Raw genomic sequence first — 20842 nt, forward strand, 5'->3', positions numbered from 1 at the left:
AAAGCTCCGCACTGTTGCTGGGCTTAACTTATTTTTAGGCTGTTTCCAGTTTAACAAATTGGATCTAACTGTTTTGCAGTTTTCCGGAGTTTATTTTCTACTAGCCAAGTCTCTCATTGCAAATGTTTTACCGAGCTGTAAGTCGTGATTTTCGATGCCATGGGGGCTTGACAAAAACTAGCGCTCGTCGCGCACGCCTGCGAGCGCAACGCGATCCATCAGCAGCCCCTTGCCGACCACGGCGATGTTGTTGCGTGTCGATTTAGCCTCGTACATCATGGTGTCGGCGGAGCGCAGGATGGTAGGCACCGTGTTCCCGTCTTCGGGATAGGTCGCCAGTCCGAAGCTTCCTGTGAGACGCAGCGAAAGGCCCGCGCCCTCAAGAAAACGCGCGGATTGCAGATCCTGATAGATCGTCATGGTGGCTGCCGTTGCCGCAAACTTGGTCAAACCAGGGAACAGCACCACAAACTCGTCCCCGCCATAGCGGAAGGCTGCGTTGTCCGGTCCGATCGAGCGCTTCAATAGACCGCCCGCTTCGGCCAGCAGACGGCTTCCGATCAGATGGCCGTGCGTATCGTTCACCGACTTGAAGCGGTCAAGGTCCATGAACATCAGGCTGAAGACTTTGCCTTTCGCTACCTCGTCATCCAGCAGCGTGTAGAGGTGCCGCGCGTTGAACAGGCCGGTGACGTCGTCGGTAATGGTGAGCTCCTGGATCAGCGTCACCGACTTCGCATTCTGGATCGCAATCGCCGCGTAGTCGCACAGGATGCGCAGGAACGAGATCGAATACTCGGACATCAGGTCGAGCTTGCTGTTCAATAACTGAATGACGCCCAGCGTTTTGTTGGCGGCGCGCACGGGAATGCAGGCGATGGACTGGATTCCCAATTCGGGATGCGCGGCGGCAAACTTGGACCATTGAGGATCGAGAACAACGTCGGGAACGATGAGTGGATTTCCGGTCGCGGCGACCCATCCGGCGACGCCCTCGCCCATCGGCACGCGCAGACCTTTGAGGCTCGCTGCATCCTGACCAACGGCGATGGCGTAGTAGAGTTCGTTTGACGCTTCGTCGACCATCATCATCGACCATCGCTCCGGCCCGAAGAACTGCGCCATCTTTTCCATGATGGCTCCCAGGATCTCTTCGAGTTCCAGGCTGGTCGTCAGCGAGCGAGCTACGTCGTGGAACACCCGAAGGTGGTCGAGCTGGCGGCTTTCGATTACTTCAAACTTCCGCTTGTCTCTCACTCACTGCACCTCAAGAGAGCGCACTACTTATCCAGAAGTAAATTTGTCAGTAACTTCAGGGGTAAATCCGTCGGCAAGATTCGGGGAGGCATCTGTCGACAGAATTCAGGAGTAAATCTATCAGCCAAAATTTTTACGAAGACTTGAGGACTTCATCGTACCGAGAATTCTGTTATCCGCCAATGTGAACCATATTCCTTGAAGGTTTCTCAAAATCGGGTTCGCCAATGTGGTGACGCGCTTCTTTCCGCATGACTACTTTGCGAATATACGCATTGAGGTCCCCATCGGTTCCACCTCGCACTATTTCTCCATAAAGGTCGTGGTCGCTCTGCGAAAACAGGCAGGTTCGTATCTTTCCGTCCGACGTAAGCCGAACCCGGCTGCAGTGGCCGCAGAACGGCCGTGACACGGGTGCGATGATGCCGATCTCGCCAAGTCCGTCGTCGAAGGTAAATCTTTTTGCAGTCTCACTTGCGGCGTTCGGCGCAAGCTCCACCAAGGGACGGTATGCGTTGAGCCGTCCCACCACCTCGTCCATGGGAATCACGGTCTCCGGCTTCCAGCTGCGATCTTCTTCAAGCGGCATGAACTCGATAAAACGCACGATGACGCCTTCGCGGCGCGAGAACTCAGCGAACTGTTCGATCTGGCTGTCGTTGAATCCACGGAGCAGAACGCAGTTGACCTTCACCGGACCAAGGCCCACCGCCTTCGCCTGTCGTATCCCTGCCATCACGCGGTCGAAGCTGCGAGGGACGCGGGTGATGGCCGTGAACGTCTCGGCGTCCACGGCATCCATGCTGACGGTGATGCGATTCAGTCCAGCATCTTTCAGAGGCTTCGCCAGGCCTTCGAGCAGGTGTCCATTTGTGGTCAGCGCGATATCGAGTGGATGGCCAACATCGGTATGAGTTCCATCCGGCATATAGGCCGCGCGCATCTGCGCCAACTCGCTGACCATCTCCACCAGACCGTGCCGCAGAAGCGGTTCGCCTCCGGTCAGCCGAATCTTTTCCACGCCAAGCGCAACGAAACGTCGCACCATGCGCAGGTAATCGGCGATGGCAAGCTCGGTGTATTGCGCGCCTTCGTTGCCTGTGCGGCAGTAGACGCATTTGTAGTTGCATCGGTCGGTAACGGAGACTCGAAGATCGGTGATGGCGCGACCGAACTTGTCCCGCAGCCTGCCCACGGCCTGCTGGGAGGTGCTGTCCCGGTCCTCTCCAGTCCGCTCCGCGTTTGCGGTAGCGGCATCGTCAATCGTTGTATAGGACATCATGTCAGCCATCAACTTCGTTGAACATCTGTTAGATGCATTCACTTGGGGAGGGAAGCAGGCAAGCAGATATTCCTCAGTATAGTCATGGGCAGTGATTACATTGCAAATACTAATTTTTGGCCGCAAGGACCGCTTTGGTGAGGGCTGGAACGATTTCGAAGAGGTCTCCGACAACGCCGTAGTCCGCAACCTCGAAGATGGGTGCGTTCTCGTCCTTGTTAATGGCGATTACGGTCTTTGAGCCCTTCATGCCGACGAGATGCTGAATCGCTCCCGAGATGCCGATGGCGAGATACAGCTTGGGTGAGACGGTTTGTCCGGAGCTGCCGACCTGCCGTTCCATCGGCAGCCAGCCGTTGTCGCAGATGGGGCGCGATGCGGCCAGTTCTGCGCCGAGTGCTTTGGCCAACTCTTCGACGATGCCGATGTTCTCCTGCTCGCCGATGCCGCGTCCGACGGAGACGATGAGCCGTGCGGCGCTGAGATCGACTGTCTGTGCAGCTTCACGGAAGGGCTCACCCGGCTTGCTGCGAATCTGATTGGCTTCGAGCTGCGGAGTGAAGTTCGCCGTGATTGCGGTGCCGGTTGCGGTGCCGGCTTCGACGGCTTCGGCGCGGAAGGTTCCTGCCTGCACGGAGACGAAGCATGGGCCGGTGCCAGCGCTTTTATAGTCTGCGTTCAACTTACCCTGTAGTAGCTGGCGCACAAATACCGGGCCGTCATGAACGGCGATGACGTCGCTGATGAGCACCTGTCTGAACCGCGTCGCCAGCGCCGGTGCAAAGTCGCGCACCTGATAGGTGTGCGGCAGCAGGACATAAGTTGGGTCGGCCTGCTTGAGCAACTGCTCGAAGGCAGCGACATATCCATCAGAGGTGTAGGTCTGCAAGAGCGGATGTTGCACGGTGAAGATCTTTGCCAGTTTTTTCGCGGCGAGTTCAGCGGCGAGCGTGTCGGCGCCTTCGCCAATCACGGCGGCGGAGCATTCCGCACCCAGCTTTGCTGCCAGCTGCTGACCTGCTGCAAGCGCCTCGAAGCTCATGCGGTTCCACTTGCCGCCACGCTGTTCCATCAGTACAAGAACACCGTTCATATCGCCCTCACTTCAAACTTCAACTTCTCCACCAGTTTGGCTGCGACTTCGGCGGGTGTTCCCGTCAGTATCTCGGTCTTCTTCTGCTTCTCGGGGAGATAGACGCGTTCGAGAGTAATTGCCTGAGCGGCTGTGGCGGGCGCGGCCTGCACGGTCTTCGTCTCCTTCGTCTTCGCTTTTTTGATTCCCATCAGTGTGGCATAGCGCAGCTTGTTGCCGCCCGACTGAATGGTCAACAACGCAGGTAATGGCATCTCGACGTATTGGAACCACCCGTCTTCAAGCTCACGCTTTACCTTTAGGCCAGCGGTGGTGACTTCTACCTGCATGATGATGGTTGCGTGAGGGATGCCCAGCAGTTCGGCGAGGACTACACCGGTCTGGCCGAGGCCGAGGTCGTCGGATTGTAACCCTGTCAGTATCAGATCGGGCGACTCAGCCCTGGCGGCGTCTGCGAGCAACTGGGCGATGCCGAGCGTATCGCGCTCGCCGAGGTCGTCGGCTTCAATGTGGATGGCGCGATCTGCCCCTTTGGCCAGAGCTTCTCGGAGAGTGCTGGTGACGCGCTCCGGCCCGGCGCACAGCACAACGACTTCGCCGCCATTTTTTTCTTTCAATTGCAATGCCTCTTCGAGCGCGTAGGCATCGGGCTCGTTGATGGTATAGCTCAAATCGCTCTCGTCGATCCACCTGCCGTCGGCCGCGATGCTGATCTGCGCGTCGCGTTCCGGCACCTGCTTGATTGCCACCAGTATCTTCATTGCTCTCCTGTCCTCATCTCTGATGCCGGTAAAGCCCTCGCGGTCAATTGTGCGATGTCCAGCAACTGCGGCGGTGCTTCGCCCATCGCCGATAGCGCGTCACGGAACATGGTGTTGCAGAAGGGGCAGGCGGTGCCCACGATCTGCGCGCCTGTGCCAGCGAGTTCCGCGGCGCGGACGTGGCTTACGCGTTCTCCGCTCTCTTCGCCAAGAAAGGCCAGTCCTCCGCCAGCGCCGCAGCAGAAGCTGCGCTCGTGCGAGCGTGGCGCTTCCACCAGCTCGCCCGCCAGGGACACAATTTCACGCGGCTCTTCGTACACATCGCGGTAGCGGCCGAGGTAGCAGGGGTCGTGATAGACAATGCTCTCGCCGGAGTCCTGCTTCGGCAAGCGGGCTTTGTGCCGCGCCATGAATTCGCTGTGGTGCTCGATCTCGGGAGCGATGCCGTACTCGCGCCAGTCGTTCGAGATCGTGCGCACGCAATGCGGACAGATGGCGACGATCTTCTGTACCTTTGCCGTTTCAAATGCCTTCAGTCCGAACTCCGCCATGGTCTGAAAGACGAGATCGTTGCCCAATCGCCGTGCGGGATCGCCTGTGCATTTTTCTTTTTTCAATACGCCGAAGGTGGTTCCGAGATATTGCATCACGCGCGCGAAGTCGGCGATGATCTCTCGCCCCTTGGGATCGTATCCGCCCATGCATCCCAGCCAGAGGCAATACTCCTGCGTCCCGTCGAAGATGGGGAAGGCCTGCTTCTGGATGAATTTATCGCGCTCCATTGCGCTCAGGCCCAGAGCGTTCCCATGCTTCTCCAGCGCGAGAAACAGCTTCGTCCCGTGCGTGTCTTCCCATGCGCCGGTGTTGGTCGCGCCTCGCCGCAGGCCAATGATGATGGGCAGATGCTGAATGCCGACCGGGCACTGATACTCACAGCTTCCGCAGGTTGTGCACTCGAAGGCTGCTTCCATGCTCATGTACTTTGCGGCGGGATTGTTGGAAGGAACTTCACGCATGTCGGTGAGCAGGGAAGTCTCGGAGGCTGGGCCAAATTCATTGAGATAGGAGCGCGTTCCGAGGATGATCTCTTTCGGGTTCAGAACTTTTCCGGTATTCGAAGCGGGGCAGTGTTCTGTACAGCGCCCACACTCGACGCAGCTATAGACCTGCAACGAGATCAACTGTGTGACGTCCTTACCGGAGACCAACCCGAAGTCTTCGTCGCCGCTGAGCGGAGGAATCCTGGAGAAGCCATCGCGCTTCAGGAAGACCGTAAATGGGCTAATCACGAGATGCAGATGCTTGGTATGCGGAATCAATGGGAGAAACACCAGGAGCGTCAGGGTGTGCGTCCACCAGAGGACCTTCACTGCTGTTCCGCTGGCATCGACAAAGAATGCGCCGAGGTAACTCACCATCAAAAGGAAGATGAGGAATGCAATGACGCCTGACTCATACGAGACCTTTTCTCCGAGCCAGATGGGCCGAACGAAAAAGCGCCGCACGAACAATGCGGTGATCGAGACGGCCACCAACAGCGCCCAGGCCGCGGCAAAGAAGAAGTAAAAAGTGCCGAGATCACTTGCGGGGTTTAGAAAACCCAGCCCCACGGCGTTGGCGATATGGTTCAGGCTGACCAGTGCGAAGGCGAGGAACCCCCAGAAGACGAAGGCGTGTGCCAGCCCCGGCAGTGGCCGCTGGCGGATGACTTTGCCCTGGCAGAGCACCTCCCAGACGAAGTCCCACAGTCTTCGCCTGATGGGATGAAGAGAAAAATCGTTATCTTTTTTTGAGCGAAAGATGGTGCGGAGGATTGGCCCGAACCGCCAGAAGAAAAGAACGAGCGAAATCGCAATGCCGATCAGCAGCGATATTTTTTCGAGCCCGGAGAAGTGCGCCGGCTCGGCCAGGGTTGCAGAGAGATGTATTCCGGGAATTAAGGCTGCGGTCATCGAGCGGGCACCCACCGTCGTTCCACGCGCTACAGCAACCATCCGAACCCATCCGCGAGCTACGCCTTCACTCGGCGCGGCCCGCATCGTTACAGCTTCCGCGAATGGCTCCGGGGCATCGGTCAGCCGTTAGTAGCTGATGAACTCCGTGCTGCCGCGGCGCAGACGAATACCGGCGACGCCGAAGAAGATCGCTGCACCGAACATGATCGCGTCCCAATACACCATGGGGTGCATCCAGCCCGGAGACAGCGTCCAGTCCTGCCCGGCCCACAGCGTTACCAGGAATGCCACAATGGTGCATTGCAGGCAGATGGTCAAAAAAAGCTGGCCGCGACGACGGCGCCGGTCCAGTTGTTCGACCTGATCGGGTGTCAGGTTCCGCTCTTCCACGGGCAGCAAGGTGTTAGCCATCAGCGTATTCGTCTCCTGCGTCTTCCAGTTCAAAGGTTCTGTTACCCGCCGGGCAACAACCCATCCATTAAATCACAGCATTCGGCTCTCGAAGCTGTGCGGGGAAAGAAACCCTTCCCAACGCACAGCGGAAGCATAACTGAACAGCCATTCACTCGTAAAGGCCGCGGCTTTAGATAAACGCGACCGACTGGATTCCGGCCACGTCGAACCGTTTTCGGCAGCGCACGTTTTTACAGCCCACCATGTCGTCGCGCCGCACCATGTAGCTCTGGGCCTTGGCAAAGCGTGCGCGGTCGCGGTCGTCGGCTCCGCGCGGCAACTGGCTCTTTTTACGCCGGACCAGCCAGCTCAGTTGATACTCTTCCTGCTGTCCGCAGTGGGGACAGGTCATCATGTGCGTACGCTGTTCCGGTCGCTCATCGAAAAAATCTCGCTCTTCCATTCGGGCACCTCGTCGGGGTCGGGACGGTTACTTCGCTGCAATAGTCCGCCATGCTGCCCTTGCGAACAGAGTATTGCATAATCGGTGTGGGCTTTGCAGCCCACAGGTGCCGAAATGAGCAAGCCGAAAAAGCAGGTTTTTTCGAAGATCAAGGCCGTGAAGGCGAATGCCCGAGCCCGCGTTGGCACGCCGCCGCCCGAGCGCGTCATCCCCGATCCCAAACAGAAGCTCGCAGCCAAGCCGAAACACAAGCCCACCATGGCCGATCTCATCGGCTCCAAAGGAGAGGAAGAATGAAGATCCTTCGCGTCACCGCCATCGCACTCTGCACCGCCTCTATTGCTGCCTCCGCGCAGACGATTCAGGTCAACAAAGAGAACCGCACCATCTCGGTCACGGCGACCGATAAAGTAACCGCCATTGCGGACATCGCCACCGTGCATGTCGGATTTATCGCCTATGGTCCCGATAGCGATGCCGCCTATGCCAATGGATCGCGTACCTCGAACGCCATCATGAAGGCGCTGACGTCTGCCGGTATTCCATCAGCCTCCATCGAGAGCGAGAACCAGTCGCTCGCCCCGGTGCAGAATTATCAGGTGGAAAAACTTACGGATGCCGAGAAGGCGCAGCGCCAGTTCCAGGTGACGCAGAGCTGGACCGTCCGAACCGGTGCGAACGATGCCGCCAAGGTTCTCGACCTTGCGGTGAAGGCAGGGGCGAACCAGAGCGGTCAGATCGACTGGAGCTTCAAGGACGAGAACGCCCCAGAGGCCCAGGCGGCCGCTAAGGCCCTGCAGCGTGCTCGCTCGCAGGCAGAGCAGATGGCCGCGAGCCTCAACGCCAAGCTAGGTGGACTGCTCTACGCCAGCAACGAGGTACAGGCGAGTCCTATTCGTCCCATGATGATGCGCGCGATGGCTGCCTCCCCAGCGATGGAAAAAGTCCAGCCACTGGCCATCAATCCCCGGCAGATTGAAAAGTCGGCCACCGTCACCGCGATCTTCGCCATCGAATAGCTTTTGTGAGGAAAGGGCTTTATGACCGTCCAGGCGTATCGCGAACTGAAACCAACTGCGGAAGCGGAGACAACTTACATCAAGTGGCTCTCGCAGCTCAACGAGGAGTTTACCCGGTGCCAGTCTGTCGACCGCCGCTCTGAGATCGTCCGCGATGAGCTGTACCAGATCTATCTCGGGAGAATCCACGGGGCTCACAAGCAGTCGACGCTTACGATTGAACTCGCCACCAGCGTCCTTGCCGAGTCGTTCGACCCGCGCAATGTCACGCTGGAGCCGGAGTACTACGGCGACGTCGATGCCGAGCAATATGCCATACGCAAGCCGCTGATCTGGTTCTGGCAGATGTTCGACCGTTCTCCGCTGGGGCTGAATCACTGGCTGGGCTTTCGTTTTCGCTGCATGCTGGGACGGCATATCTTCAAGCATCTTGGCAAGCACGTGAGGATCTTCCACAACGTCGAATTCACCTATGGCTACAACCTGACCATCGAAGACAACTGCACGATCCACAAGAACGTGATGCTCGACGACCGGGGCGGCCTCATTCTGCACGAAGGCACCAGCGTTGCCGATTATGCCAATATCTACAGCCATACGCACGACATCAACAAGCAGGCGGATGTCACGAATAAGCCGACGGAGCTTGGTCCCGGAGCGCGGGTCACCTACCACGGTACGGTGCTTGCCGGAGCCAATGTTGGCGAGAACGCCATGTTGGGCGCTATGGCTGTGGCGACACGCGACGTCCCGGCGCAGAGCGTGTCTGTGGGGATTCCGGCGCGGGTGAAGCGCGAGAAAACCAAGGCTCCGATAAGCTAGAGGTATGAATCAGGAAGTTGTTCTTGTTCTTTTTCAAGTAGTTGTTCTTGTGCTTGCCTTCAGCGTGCATGAGTGTGCCCATGCCTGGGTGGCGTGGAAGCTGGGCGACCCGACGGGCAAGATGCTGGGACGGGTGACGCTCAACCCTTTGAAGCACCTCGATCCATTGGGTTCTGTGTTTATGCCGCTGCTGGCGCTGGTCTATCACTGGCCGCTGATCGGCTGGGCCAAGCCTACGCCGGTGACGGCTCGCAACTTCAAAAACTATAAGCGGGACGACATTCTGGTGACGCTCGCCGGCCCAGCCAGCAATCTGGCCATGGCCACGGTGGCTCTGGTGCTGTTGATCATCCTCAAGCATGTGACTGCGGGTGGCCTGGCGGCGGTGGCGACGGCGGTAGCGCTGGCCTCGAATATCAAAGGAATCTCTACGGCGAACCTTCCAGCCCTGTTTCCCGTGGCGCTGTTCCTTTATTTTGTGATACTTATCAATCTACTGCTGTTCATCTTCAACCTGATCCCGATTCCTCCCCTGGATGGAAGCCATATTTTGCGGCACTTTCTGCCGTACAAGGCGGTGCAGCTGTATGACCGCATGGGAATGATTGGGTTGATTGTGGTGTTCCTGATCGGAGGAAGTTTTATTTTTACGATCTTCTTCAACCCTCTTCTGGGAACGTTCAACCGGCTTCTCTTCACGCTTTGAGTGATTCGTTTGCCGCGTGGAGTTCTTCCGCCTTCGCCTGCCTCATCATGTAACCTTGGTTTTGATCGCAATGACTGAAAATACATCGAACACGCCGCGCCGCCGTGTCCTCAGCGGTATGCGCCCCACGGGCCGGTTGCATCTCGGCAACTACATGGGCGCGCTTTACAACTGGGTCAAGCTCCAGCATGAGTACGAGTGCTACTTTTTCATCGCCGACTACCACGCGCTGACGACGGGCTATGCCGATACCTCTGGCTTGAAGGACGATATTCGTCAGGTTGCGATTGATTTTCTTTCGGCGGGGCTCGACCCTGAGCTTTGCACCATCTTTGTGCAGAGTAAGGTGCCAGCCCACTTTGCGCTGAACGATCTGCTGGGTATGATTACGCCGCTGGGCTGGCTGGAGCGCGTGCCTACCTACAAGGACCAGCAGGAGCAGCTTCGCGAGAAGGACCTGGCGACCTTTGGCTTTCTTGGCTATCCGCTTTTGCAGTCGGCAGACATCCTCATCTATCAGGCGGATTATGTGCCGGTGGGGCAGGATCAGGTGGCGCATGTGGAACTGACTCGAGAGGTCGCCCGTCGCTTCAACCAGTTTTATCCCGGCCACTTTTATCTCAATCCCGGAGCTGCGCCGTGGGAGCTGCCCGCGATTGAGGAGAAGGCGCGCAAGCTGGCCAAGGACCCGCAGAAGACCAGTTTCAGCCCGCATGATCTGCAACAGGCGGCGATGCAGACGAAGAAGCTCTCCGGTTTTGGCCGCACGGAGGTCTTGCCCGAGCCGCAGGTTCTGCTGACGCCTTCGCCCAAACTGCCGGGCACTGACGGCCGCAAGATGTCGAAGAGCTACAAGAACACCATCCTGCTCTCTGACCCGGAGCCGGAGATTCGCTCCAAGCTGAAGACCATGGTCACGGACCCCGCGCGGATTCGCCGCGAAGATCCTGGTAATCCGGATATCTGCCCAGTCTTCGATCTGCATAAAGTGTTTTCGACCGAAGAGACGCAGCAGAAGGTGCGGGTTGGCTGCACCACTGCCGGTATAGGCTGTATCGAGTGCAAGGGCTGGCTGGCTGATGGCGTGGTCGAAGCGCTGGCTCCCATACGCGAGCGCCGTAGCCACTTTGAGGCCAACCCCGACGAAGTGGACGCCATCCTTCAGGACGGCGCGGCAAAGGCTGCGGCACGTGCCGCCATTACGATGCAGCAAGTACGCTCTGCGGTAGGTCTCGAATAGCGATGGCTGACGAAATTATCCAACCCGAAGGCGTACCGGAGTTACCGGAAGTGGCGACAGGGCCAACCGCTGCTGCGGAGTCGCCGGATGCGGCTTCTTCTGTGCCGGACGAAACAACTGGGGGTGCAGCTCCCGAGGCGCATGAACCCTTTGAGCTGCAGCCGAAGCCGGTCCCGCCCCCGCCGCCTGAGCCGAAGCGGCCCTCTGCAGCCAAGGAAGAGGCTTCGCAGTCGCCGTTCTCGGTGACCGTTGGAGCTGTCTACGATGGTCCGCTCGACCTTCTGCTGGACCTGATCCGCAAGCAGAATATCGATATCTACGACATTCCCATTGCGCGGATTACCAGCCAGTTTCTGGACTACACCCATCAGTTGAAGCAGACCGACGTGGACTCGGCGGGCGAATTTATCTACATGGCATCGCTGCTGATTCACATCAAGTCGAAGACATTGCTGCCGCGCGACCCCAACGACATTCTCAGCGGCGATCCTGAAGACCCGCGGCGCGAGCTGGTAGAGCGGTTGCTGGAGCATGAACGCTTCAAGGCCGCCGCGCAGATGCTGATGCAGAAGCAGCAGATCGAAGAGGCGACCTGGTCGAACCCGGGGATGCGCGAGTTCAAAGAGGCCGCCAACGCCGAGCGCGAGATCGCTGCCGACACCGTCGATCTGGTGCGGGTGTTTCAGGACATTTTGAGCCGCCTGCGCGAACGTCCGGTTCTGAATGTCGATGAAGAGTCAGTGACGGTGGCGCAGATGATCGACTATGTGAAGCGGCGGCTGATGATGGAGGACAAGCCCGTCAGTCTGCGCCGTCTGCTGCACAATACGCATACGGAGCGCGCGCTGATCTGCATGTTTCTGGCGATGCTCGAGCTGGTACGCCTGCAGGCGGTACTGCTGCACCAGCCGGTATTGCAGGGGGACATCCTCATCAAAAAGACGGAAAACTTCGATGCCGTCTTTGCCGATCAGAATCAGGCCCGCGACGATTGGCGTTAGAAACTGCTCGCGTTGAACACTTGTTCGCTAGCATTTCAACGCTTGGCATTTGGTATGCCGCCGCAGCGCCTATATGGGGAGCTGTTCGCGCACGCGGGTTCGCGAGCGGGTTGTCAGTAGAATCGCTGCGCCGAGGATGAGTGCGCCACCTGCCCAGGCATCGGGGCCGAGATGCTCTCCCAGCACGATGACGCCAAGCAGGCTACCGATCAACGGCTCCATGTTGAGCAGCACGCCTGCCTGCGATGCTGGCACCTGGGTCAGCCCCCAGTTCCAGAGCAGTGTCGTGGTCGCGGTGCAGAGCAGGCCGCTGGCCGCCAGCGCCAGCCATACTTTCAGCGAGATGTGTGCTACAGGCGGCAGGCCATACTGCAATGGCACCCATATCATCAGCATTGCCGTGCCCAGCGCCAGCCCGTAGGTGGTGATGACGATGTGGGAGTGGCGCTCCATGAGCTGCTTGTTGAAGAGGATCCAGAAGAGGGCGATGAAGAGCGAGGCGACGATGAGAAGATCGCCTGTCAGCGACGAGCTGCCCGCGTGGCGGCCACCGAGGGCGATCAGCGCGGCCCCACACGTAGAGCCAGCCATGGCGATCCAGCCGGTCCGGTCCATCCGCTCGTGCGCGAAGAGGGTGGCGCCCACGGCGAGGATAACCGGCATGGTGCCGACCATGAGTGCGGCGTGGCTGACGGTGGTCATCGAGAGGCCGTAGAACTGGAGCAGGAACTGCAGCGGCACGCCGAGGAAGGAGGCCGCGAGCAGGACTCCCCACTCCCTGCGGTTGAGGTGCGGGCGGTGGGTGAGCAGCAGGGGAGTGAGCGGCACCATGCCGAAAAGAAACCGGTAGAGCACCATGTGGGCGAAGTTCATCTCGGCGAGGGCGATCTTGCCGAAGAAGAAGCCACAGCCCCACAAAGAGCTTGCCAGGGTGCAGGCGGCAAAGCCCAGCGCTCGTCTCTGGGTTGCAAGAGGCATATTCCACTTTCGCATAGAACGGGCGGGGAGGAGAACGTTCTTCTCGTGAGAGCGAAAGTCAGGTTCTCTCGCGTAGACTTTTGCGATGGGGAGAAGTGATTTCCATCGTAGGGGAGTCAATGATTTCGGCGTAAGCCTCTCTTCAAGGGCACTGGGAGTATTTTGGGGATTTCTGCTTTTGATCGCGGCGCCTGCGTGGGGGCAGGTGAACTACGGCGAGGTGCGCGTGAAGGTGAGCGATCCTTCCGGCATTGCAGTCAAAGCCACGGTTCACCTGGTCTCCGCGGGCAATGACTATGACAAATCTTTCGTTACCGATGGCTCAGGCGCGCTTGTTGTCGAGCAGGTTCCCTATGGCGTCTATCGGGTGCAGGTGCAGAAGACGGGCTTCGCCGAATTCTCGAGCACGCTGGAGGTACACTCCGCGCTGCCGGTCGAAGAGGCGGTTCGGCTCAGCATTGCTTCCGTCGAGACGAAGATCAGCGTGACCGGCAACGACACACTGATCGATCCGTATCAGCCGAATTCGGTGATGCAGATTGGGGCCAGGCAGATCGGCGAGCGGGTGTCGTCGCTGCCGGGACGCTCGGTGCAGGACCTGGTCAATTCGCAGCCGGGCTGGCTGTATGAAGGGAACGCGGTTCTGCATCCACGCGGCTCGGAGTACCAGACGCAGCTCGTGATCGATGGGATCCCCTTGACGGACAATCGCTCTCCCAGCTTCGGTCCAGAGGTGGAGGCCGACGATCTCGACTCGATCCGAATCTATACGGCGGGTTATCCCGCGGAGTATGGCAGAAAGATGGGCGGCGTCGTGGAGCTGAACACGCATCGGCAGACCGCTGCAGGACTGCATGGACAACTTGTTCTTTCCGGCGGCAGCTATGACACCGCTACTTCGTATGGCCAGTTGCAGAATGTGTGGGGCAAGAATGCCGTGGACGTCAGTGCCGCCGGAAGCATGACCAGCCACTATCTGAATCCCGTGGTTCCGGAGAACTACACGAACAAGGGGACGGTCGGAGACTTTTCGACGAGGTATGAGCGTGACGCTACCGACAACGATCGCCTGATCTTCAGCGTGCGCCACGAATTTTCGCGTTTTCTCATTCCCAACGAACGCATTCAACAGCAGGCTGGGCAGATTCAGAATGGGGACAACTTCGAGACCATCGGCACGGTGAACTATCAGCACATTTTTTCGGCGGACAGCCTGGGCACGTTGTCGGGAATGGTGCGGGACAACGCGAACAATCTCTATTCGAATGCAGACTCGACGCCGGTCATCGCCTTTCAGCACAATAATTTTCGTGAAGGATATTTCAAAGGGACCTTTTCACTTCACCATGGCCGACACGAGTTCAAGGCCGGGGTGGAATCGGACAACACCTTTTTGCACGAAAAGTTCAACTACGTCATCACCGACCCTGGCCAATTCGACGACGACACTCCGCCGACACTGAACTTCGCGGACCAGCGTCCCGACCTTGAGCAATCGGCCTTCGTGGAGGACCTCATCTGGCTGGGCAACTGGACGGTCAGCGCGGGGCTGCGATGGGACCACTACCAGCTTCTGCTGAACCAGAATGCATTCAGCCCCCGGCTTACGGTGGGGCGCTATCTACCATCGCTCAAGATGGTCCTGCACGCCTCCTACGACCGCGTCTTTCAGACACCGTCGTTTGAAAATATCCTTATCTCCAGCTCGCATCAGATCGACGCGCTCAGCGACCAGTTTCTGCGGCTGCCGGTGAAGCCATCGGTGGGAAACTACTACGAGGGTGGCATCACCCAGGCGCTCGCCGACCGAATGCGCGTCGATGTGAATTTCTACCGCCGCGATGTGAGGAACTACGCGGACGACGACCAGCTTCTCAACACCGGCGTCAGCTATCCCATCGCATTCGACAAGTCGGTCATCTATGGGGCCGAAGGAAAGCTCGATCTGGTGCGGCTGCAGAAGCTTACCGGCTTCGTCAGCTACTCGTACATGGTGGGGAACGTCTGGTTTCCGGTTACTGGCGGACTCTTTCTCGGCGACGACGTGAGCGATGCGCTCTCTCAACTGACCGGCCACTTTCCCGACTCGCAGGACCAGCGCAACACAGTCAGAACGCGATTTAAATATCAGCTTGTGCCGCGGGTCGATTTTGCTGCCGGGGCTTCCTATGGCTCGGGCCTGCCGTTCGAATACACCGGCGACGAGGCGGATGCATTGGCTCAATATGGTCCAGCTGTCATCAGCCGCATCAACTTCTCGCGCGGCCGCATTCTTCCTCTGCTTGCGGTAAATGCCTCTCTGGGCGCTGACGTCTATCGGAGTGAGAGAGTCAAGATGCGCTTTCAGGTCGATGGAGACAATCTGAACAACCGTCTCAATGTCATCGATTTCGGCGGCCTCTTCTCCGGCAACGCCATTGGTCCGGCACGGAGTTTTGCTGTCCGCATGAACACAAGCTTTTAGTGCCGTATCTCCTTTTGGCTTCAACGAAATTAAGGGGGTCAAGCGTTTGTCGGGGTGCAAAGGCATCCATCTGTGGTTTAGAGTGGTAGCGTCACTTGGATGGAGTTGCAGCATCACGCCAGGGAAGTCCACATCCTGATGAAGGGTTTCATCAGGACAAGCTTCAGCCGCCGCAGAGGGGCTGGAACGGACTCGTGCTCTTGCTCAAGTGGAGATTGCAGATCGTTAAAAATGCTCCTACAAATGACAGGGCCAAAAATCAATGAATCGTAGAAGCTTTATCTCGTCGGCAGGCGCGTTGCTGGCGAGCAAATCACTTTATGCCGCACTTCCTCTGCAGGCGCAACAGGGTAAGGCTCCTTTAGCTGGAAAGGCAGATCACGCCCTCCGCATCGAGCCGTGCACGCTCGAGATCAGCCCCGGCGTGAACATCAAGACGCTGGCGTACAACGGTCAGGTTCCTGGGCCGTTGCTGCGTGTGCGCGAAGGTGTTCCGGTCACGATTGATGTGACCAATGCTACGCAGAATGCGGATATCGTCCACTGGCACGGCCTCGCCATCGACTCCCTGAACGACGGCGCGATGGAAGAGGGCTCGCCGATGATTGCCGCGGGCGAGACGCATCGCTATGCGTTCACGCCGAAGCCTTCAGGCACTCGTTGGTACCACACCCACGCCGCTGCGTATGACAATCTTGAGATGGGCACCTATACCGGCCAGTTCGGCTTCCTCTTGATCGAAGGCCGTGAGCAGCCTGCACGCTACGACAAGGAGATCAACCTCGCCATTCATCACTGGGGGCCTTCGTTTGTGCCTATGGTGGAGACGATGCGCGAGCAGTCCTCCAACATGCCGCTGACCACCGGATCGGACGTTGGATATAAATACGCAACCATCAACTCGCACCGGTTGGGCGCGGGCGAACCGATCCGCGTCAAGCAAGGCGAGCGCGTCTTGATGCGATTGCTGAATGCGAGTGCGACCGAGAACGTCGTGCTTGCGCTGCCCGGCCACAAGTTCACCATCATGGCGATGGATGGCAATCCTGTACCGAATCCAAAATCAGTGGAAGTACTCTCGCTGGCAGTTGCAGAGCGCGTGGACGCGATCGTCGAGATGAACTCGCCCGGTGTCTGGGTGCTCGGCTCCACGCTCGCGAAGGAACGCGCCATGGGCCTCGGCATTGTGGTGGAGTACGCCGGAAAGAAAGGTACGCCGGTGTGGAACGATCCTGCGCCAGAGACCTGGGACTACACGCAGTTTGCCAACGCGGCCCCCTCGCTGCATAAGCCGGACGAGATCTTTGACCTGACCTTCCGCGACTACGGCCCGAAGCCGGGCTCGAAGTTCGATACCTGGACGATCAACAAGAGATCGTGGCCCGACATCGATCCGCTGATGGTGCAGCAAGGCAAGCGGTACAGACTGGTCTTTCGCAATGGCAGCGGCGACCAGCATCCCATGCACCTCCACCGGCACACCTTTGAAGTAACTCGCATCGGTAAAACTCCCATCAGCGGCTTGATGAAGGATGTCATCAACGTCATGCCGCTCGATACCGTGGAAGTAGAATTCGTTGCCAATAATCCCGGTGACACGTTGATGCACTGCCATCAACAGCTCCATATGGATTATGGTTTCATGCAGTTGATCAAGTATTCGGTCTAGGCTTTCTCGTTGCCGCACCCGTGTACGAACAACCTCATTTGGATGAGAGCGAACTATCTATGCAGAGATTTCGGTATGCACTACTTTTAGCAGCAGGAGCCGGGTTCTTTCTGTTTCAGGCAAAGCCCACATCCGTCTATGCGGCATCGAGCGCTCCGGCGGCTCAAGCCAAGGATGGCGCTATTGTGGCCAACCCAGGGTCCATTGCCTATGAGAACCATTGCGCCATCTGTCACGGCGTGCAGCGCGAAGGCATCCTGCCCGCCTTTCCGCCTCTGGTCGGCATTCAACACCAGAAGACGGACCAGCAGATCATGGACCTGATTCACACCGGCAAGGGACGCATGCCCGCGTTTCCGAAGCTGCAGGGACCTGAGCTGACGGCGCTGGTTCACTTTCTGGAAAGCCCTGCTTTATCGGTCTCCGATTCTGCCGCGGATGAAGGTGCCCACTCTTCCGCAGTTCATGCTTCGCCCCTGGTCGATGCAGGAAAAGCGCTGTTTCAACAGAACTGCGCCTTCTGCCATGGCCGCGATGCGATGGGCGGAGAGACCGGTCCTGACCTGACTCGTTCGAAGCTGGTGCTCGCGGACGTGAAGGGTGACAAGATCTCCGAGGTAGTGCGCGACGGGCGTCCGGAGAAGAAGATGCCCGCATTCAATTTCTCCAGCCAGGAGGTACTTGGTCTCGCAGCTTACATTCATTCGCAGGAGGCCAAGGCTGCTTCGATGAAGGGCGGCCGCCGCGGTGTGGACGTCGCCGACCTGCAGACTGGAAATGCGGCGCTGGGTAAGGAGTACTTCAACGGTGCTGGCACCTGCGCGAAGTGCCATTCCGCGACAGGTGATCTGGCGGGAATCGCCAACCGTTACGAAGGTCTGCAGTTAGAGATGCGGATGCTCTATCCTCGCGGCGTCAAGAGCCAGGTAGTCGTCACGCTGCCTTCGGGAACGAAGCTGGCGGGAACGCTGGTGTATCAGGACGAGTTCGTCATTGGCATGCGCGCGAAGGACGGCACCTTCCACTCCTGGAAGACCAGGAACGTGAAGTTCCATGTGGACTCGCCTGTAGACGCGCACGTCGAGCTCTTCCCCAAGTACACCGATGATGACATCCATAACCTGATGGCTTACATCCAGACGCTGCGTTGATTTTGCCGCGTTGCATGCGCATAAGTGCACAGAGGAGATTACCTGCCGATATGAAGTTCTCGAAGATTGCATTTGTCGTGGTGGCCAGCGCCCTGGTATGGAGCGCCTTTCCTTCCTCGTTGCCCGCGCAGAATGTCGATGCGGCCACGCTGTTGAATCCGCCCGCCGATAGCTGGCCAAGCTATCACGGCGACTACACCGGCAAGCGTCACAGTAAATTGACGCAGATTACGCTCAAAAATGTTAATCAACTGACGCTGGCCTGGGCGTTCCAGACGGAGCGCAGTCCCACCATCAAATCTTCGCCGCTGCTGGTCGATGGAGTGCTGTACTTCACGACTCCGGACAACGTCTGGGCTGTGGATGCACGGTCAGGCCAGCTGATTTGGCACTATACCTATCCGCCCAACAAGGGCGATCACATCGGCCAGCGTGGCGTAGCGATCTACAAGGGCTGGATCTACTTTGCGTCGCCCGATGCGCACCTTGTCTGCCTCAACGCCAAGGATGGAAAGGTGCGCTGGATCGTAGAAGTTGCCGACGTCAATAAAGGCTACTGGACGACGGAGGCACCACAGATCGTAGGCAACCATGTGATTGTCGGTGTAGGTGGCGACATGGACAATCTCCAGACCTTCATCCGTGCCGTCGATCCGGAGACGGGCAAGACCCAATGGCAATTTGATGTAACGGCTCCTGCAGGCACACCGAATACTGCAACGGGAGGCACCACATGGATGGCCGGAACCTATGATCCAGAGCTGAATCTCATCTATTGGGGAACCGGAAATCCGACGCCGGTTCTTACCGGCTCCACGCGGCCTGGGGACAATCTCTACACCTGCAGCATCGTTGCTCTGAACCCCGACACAGGCAAGCTGGTGTGGGCCTTTCAGCCCTCGCCGCACGATACTCACGACTGGGATGCGATTGAGATTCCGGTGCTGGTCGATGGACCGTTTCGCGGCAAGCAGAGAAAGATGCTGATGCAGGCCTCCCGCAACGGCTACTTCTTCGTCTTGGATCGGACCAACGGAAAAAATCTGCTGACTGTTCCCTTCGGCCCGGTGAACTGGGCGTCGAAGGTAGACGAGACCGGCCGTCCCATTCCCAATCCCAAAAAGGAGCCCTCTCCGGACGGTGTTCTGATTGCGCCCGATGAAGGCGGCTTGACCAACTTCCGTTCCCCCAGCTTCGATCCGAAGACTGGCCTGTTTCTCGTGGACGCGCACCCAAGCTGGAGCCTCTACTTCGCCAAGCCCGCTGATGGCACCTACGGATGGGCAGGCGCGGACTACGGCCTGTGGGGCAAGGGCGTGCTCGAAGCGATTGATTACCAGACCGGAAAAATTCGCTGGAGCCACGAACTCGGCCCGGGCGGATCCGGCGCGGGAGTGTTGACCACCGACTCCGGGCTTACCTTCACCGGCGATGCACACGGAAACTTCCTGGCCTTGGATACAGCCAATGGCAAGACTCTGTGGCATGCCGGCGCAGGGGCCTACATCGCCAGCTCGCCGATCACCTACAAGCTCGATGGCGACCAGTATGTTGTGACCAGCGGCGGCGGGGTGCTCTTCGCCTGGAAGCTGCCGAGCACAAGCCGCTAAAGGGAAGCGCAGAATCTACTTGTCGTTCGTGCAAGCAAATGCAACTCCGCTGCAAAGCCACACCGTTCAGGAGACACTCTCCTGAACGGTGTGGCTTTTAGAGCCGTTTTGCTTTTGCTGTTGCCTCTTGTTTGATCCTCGACACCTACTCCAAAACCGCTCGGGAGCATTTCTCTCGTAGGTGTAGTTGTCGTTATGGAGCGCCGTCCTCTTTTGTTGTCATTCCCGCAGGGAATCTGTGCTTCTCCTCGGCTCGCACATCTACACCTGCAGGGAAAATGCTCTAATGCGCTCCAAAGGATGGCGGCTCGTCGCCGCGATTCACGCCCCAGTTCTTGTCCGGCGTATCCGTCAAATCAAACTCAAGCGTTCCGCCTCTAGTCGAGAAGCTCTCCGGCAGCCATGTCTTCGAGCTGGGCTTGCCATTCACGCGCACTCCGCGAACATAAAACTTATCAGGAGCAGCAGACTTCGCCACGATGCGGACATCTCCCTCGGCACGATGGATCGTCACCTTCGAAAAGAGAGGACTCCCCAGCACAAGCTCCGCTCTGCCTGGAATCTCGGGATAGATTCCCATCGACGCAAAGACTGCCCACGAAGACATCTCGCCGAGGTCGTCATTGCCGGGGATACCGTTCGGCGCGTTCTTCCAGATTGTGTCCAACACCTGTCGCACCAACTGCTGCGTCTTCCACGGCTGCCCGGCAAAGTCGTAGAGCCACGGCGTCTCAATCGATGGCTCATTGTTCAACTCTGCGTGCAGCGGGCCGGCATTGGTCACCGCTGGCGCTCCCTTGTCGTCATAGAAGAAGCGATCGAGCCGCGCAACTGCCTTCTCCCGTCCACCCATCTGGTCGAACAGTCCGGCAACATTGAACGGCACCATCCACACATACTGCGCTGCGCTCCCCTCTACAAAACCGGCGCCGGTCGCAGGGGTAAACGGATGCGGCTTCTGATCGTTGTCATCATCGT

General features: G+C 58.4%; 19 protein-coding genes. 10 read left to right on the forward strand and 9 right to left on the reverse strand.

Annotation, left to right across the window (positions count from 1 at the left end; genetic code table 11):
* Positions 1-177: 177 nt before the first annotated feature.
* The 7 genes from VMU57_RS13850 to VMU57_RS13880 form a co-directional block, all read right to left on the reverse strand.
* Positions 178-1257 carry a sensor domain-containing diguanylate cyclase gene (locus VMU57_RS13850; protein ID WP_325384385.1) on the reverse strand — a complete coding sequence of 360 codons (1080 nt, stop codon included), beginning with the start codon at positions 1255-1257 and terminating at the stop codon, positions 178-180.
* Positions 1258-1429: 172 nt separating this feature from the next.
* The gene (gene moaA, locus VMU57_RS13855; protein WP_325384421.1) at positions 1430-2536 is read right to left on the reverse strand and encodes a GTP 3',8-cyclase MoaA; all 1107 of its coding nucleotides are present in this window, start codon (positions 2534-2536) and stop codon (positions 1430-1432) included.
* Positions 2537-2648: 112 nt separating this feature from the next.
* Positions 2649-3632, reverse strand: a complete 984-nt coding sequence (locus VMU57_RS13860; RefSeq protein WP_325384387.1) for an electron transfer flavoprotein subunit alpha/FixB family protein — start codon at positions 3630-3632, stop codon at positions 2649-2651.
* The gene (locus tag VMU57_RS13865) at positions 3629-4393 is read right to left on the reverse strand and encodes an electron transfer flavoprotein subunit beta/FixA family protein (protein ID WP_325384389.1); all 765 of its coding nucleotides are present in this window, start codon (positions 4391-4393) and stop codon (positions 3629-3631) included. The genes VMU57_RS13860 and VMU57_RS13865 overlap by 4 nt, the downstream gene beginning before the upstream one ends.
* Complete coding sequence (locus tag VMU57_RS13870; RefSeq protein ID WP_325384391.1) at positions 4390-6432, reverse strand: (Fe-S)-binding protein; 2043 nt, start codon at positions 6430-6432, stop codon at positions 4390-4392. Before VMU57_RS13870 ends, VMU57_RS13865 begins: the two co-directional genes overlap by 4 nt.
* 42 nt (positions 6433-6474) lie before the next feature.
* Positions 6475-6759 carry a hypothetical protein gene (locus tag VMU57_RS13875; protein WP_325384393.1) on the reverse strand — a complete coding sequence of 95 codons (285 nt, stop codon included), beginning with the start codon at positions 6757-6759 and terminating at the stop codon, positions 6475-6477.
* Between the two features lie 172 nt (positions 6760-6931).
* A complete protein-coding gene (locus VMU57_RS13880; protein ID WP_325384395.1) occupies positions 6932-7204 on the reverse strand; it encodes a hypothetical protein in 273 nt (90 codons plus the stop codon).
* Positions 7205-7318: 114 nt separating this feature from the next.
* Here VMU57_RS13880 and VMU57_RS13885 point away from each other — a divergent pair, with 114 nt between their 5' ends.
* The 6 genes from VMU57_RS13885 to VMU57_RS13910 all read left to right on the forward strand — a co-directional run bounded on the left by VMU57_RS13885 (position 7319) and on the right by VMU57_RS13910 (position 11992).
* Entirely contained in the window at positions 7319-7501 is a 183-nt protein-coding gene (locus VMU57_RS13885) for a hypothetical protein (RefSeq protein ID WP_325384397.1), read from the forward strand.
* Positions 7498-8223 (forward strand): SIMPL domain-containing protein, encoded by a 726-nt coding sequence (locus VMU57_RS13890; RefSeq protein WP_325384399.1) that lies wholly within the window; start codon positions 7498-7500, stop codon positions 8221-8223. The genes VMU57_RS13885 and VMU57_RS13890 overlap by 4 nt, the downstream gene beginning before the upstream one ends.
* A gap of 21 nt (positions 8224-8244) precedes the next feature.
* Positions 8245-9045: an acyltransferase gene (locus VMU57_RS13895; RefSeq protein ID WP_325384401.1), complete on the forward strand. Its 801-nt coding sequence runs from the start codon at positions 8245-8247 to the stop codon at positions 9043-9045.
* Positions 9046-9049: 4 nt separating this feature from the next.
* Positions 9050-9751: a site-2 protease family protein gene (locus VMU57_RS13900; RefSeq protein ID WP_325384403.1), complete on the forward strand. Its 702-nt coding sequence runs from the start codon at positions 9050-9052 to the stop codon at positions 9749-9751.
* A gap of 70 nt (positions 9752-9821) precedes the next feature.
* Entirely contained in the window at positions 9822-10991 is a 1170-nt protein-coding gene (gene trpS / locus VMU57_RS13905; protein ID WP_325384405.1) for a tryptophan--tRNA ligase, read from the forward strand.
* 2 nt (positions 10992-10993) lie between these two features.
* The gene (locus VMU57_RS13910; protein WP_325384407.1) at positions 10994-11992 is read left to right on the forward strand and encodes a segregation and condensation protein A; all 999 of its coding nucleotides are present in this window, start codon (positions 10994-10996) and stop codon (positions 11990-11992) included.
* 69 nt (positions 11993-12061) lie between these two features.
* Here the strand turns inward: VMU57_RS13910 and VMU57_RS13915 are convergent, their stop codons facing one another.
* On the reverse strand, positions 12062-12970 hold the full coding sequence (locus tag VMU57_RS13915) for a DMT family transporter (protein ID WP_325384409.1): 909 nt from the start codon (positions 12968-12970) through the stop codon (positions 12062-12064).
* A 178-nt stretch (positions 12971-13148) separates the two neighbouring features.
* Between VMU57_RS13915 and VMU57_RS13920 the strand changes: the two genes are divergently transcribed.
* The 4 genes from VMU57_RS13920 to VMU57_RS13935 all read left to right on the forward strand — a co-directional run bounded on the left by VMU57_RS13920 (position 13149) and on the right by VMU57_RS13935 (position 19864).
* Positions 13149-15434, forward strand: a complete 2286-nt coding sequence (locus tag VMU57_RS13920; protein WP_325384411.1) for a TonB-dependent receptor — start codon at positions 13149-13151, stop codon at positions 15432-15434.
* Positions 15435-15696: 262 nt separating this feature from the next.
* Positions 15697-17103, forward strand: coding sequence for a multicopper oxidase family protein (locus VMU57_RS13925; RefSeq protein WP_325384413.1), 1407 nt, complete (start codon positions 15697-15699; stop codon positions 17101-17103).
* A 59-nt stretch (positions 17104-17162) separates the two neighbouring features.
* Positions 17163-18254, forward strand: coding sequence for a c-type cytochrome (locus tag VMU57_RS13930; RefSeq protein WP_325384415.1), 1092 nt, complete (start codon positions 17163-17165; stop codon positions 18252-18254).
* Positions 18255-18304: 50 nt separating this feature from the next.
* Complete coding sequence (locus VMU57_RS13935) at positions 18305-19864, forward strand: acido-empty-quinoprotein group A (protein WP_325384417.1); 1560 nt, start codon at positions 18305-18307, stop codon at positions 19862-19864.
* A 283-nt stretch (positions 19865-20147) separates the two neighbouring features.
* Here VMU57_RS13935 and VMU57_RS13940 read toward each other — a convergent pair.
* A partial coding sequence (locus tag VMU57_RS13940; RefSeq protein WP_325384419.1) for a glycoside hydrolase domain-containing protein occupies positions 20148-20842 on the reverse strand: 695 nt, incomplete at its 5' end.

The sequence above is a fragment of the Edaphobacter sp. genome (assembly GCF_035532915.1).
Taxonomy (GTDB): domain Bacteria; phylum Acidobacteriota; class Terriglobia; order Terriglobales; family Acidobacteriaceae; genus Edaphobacter.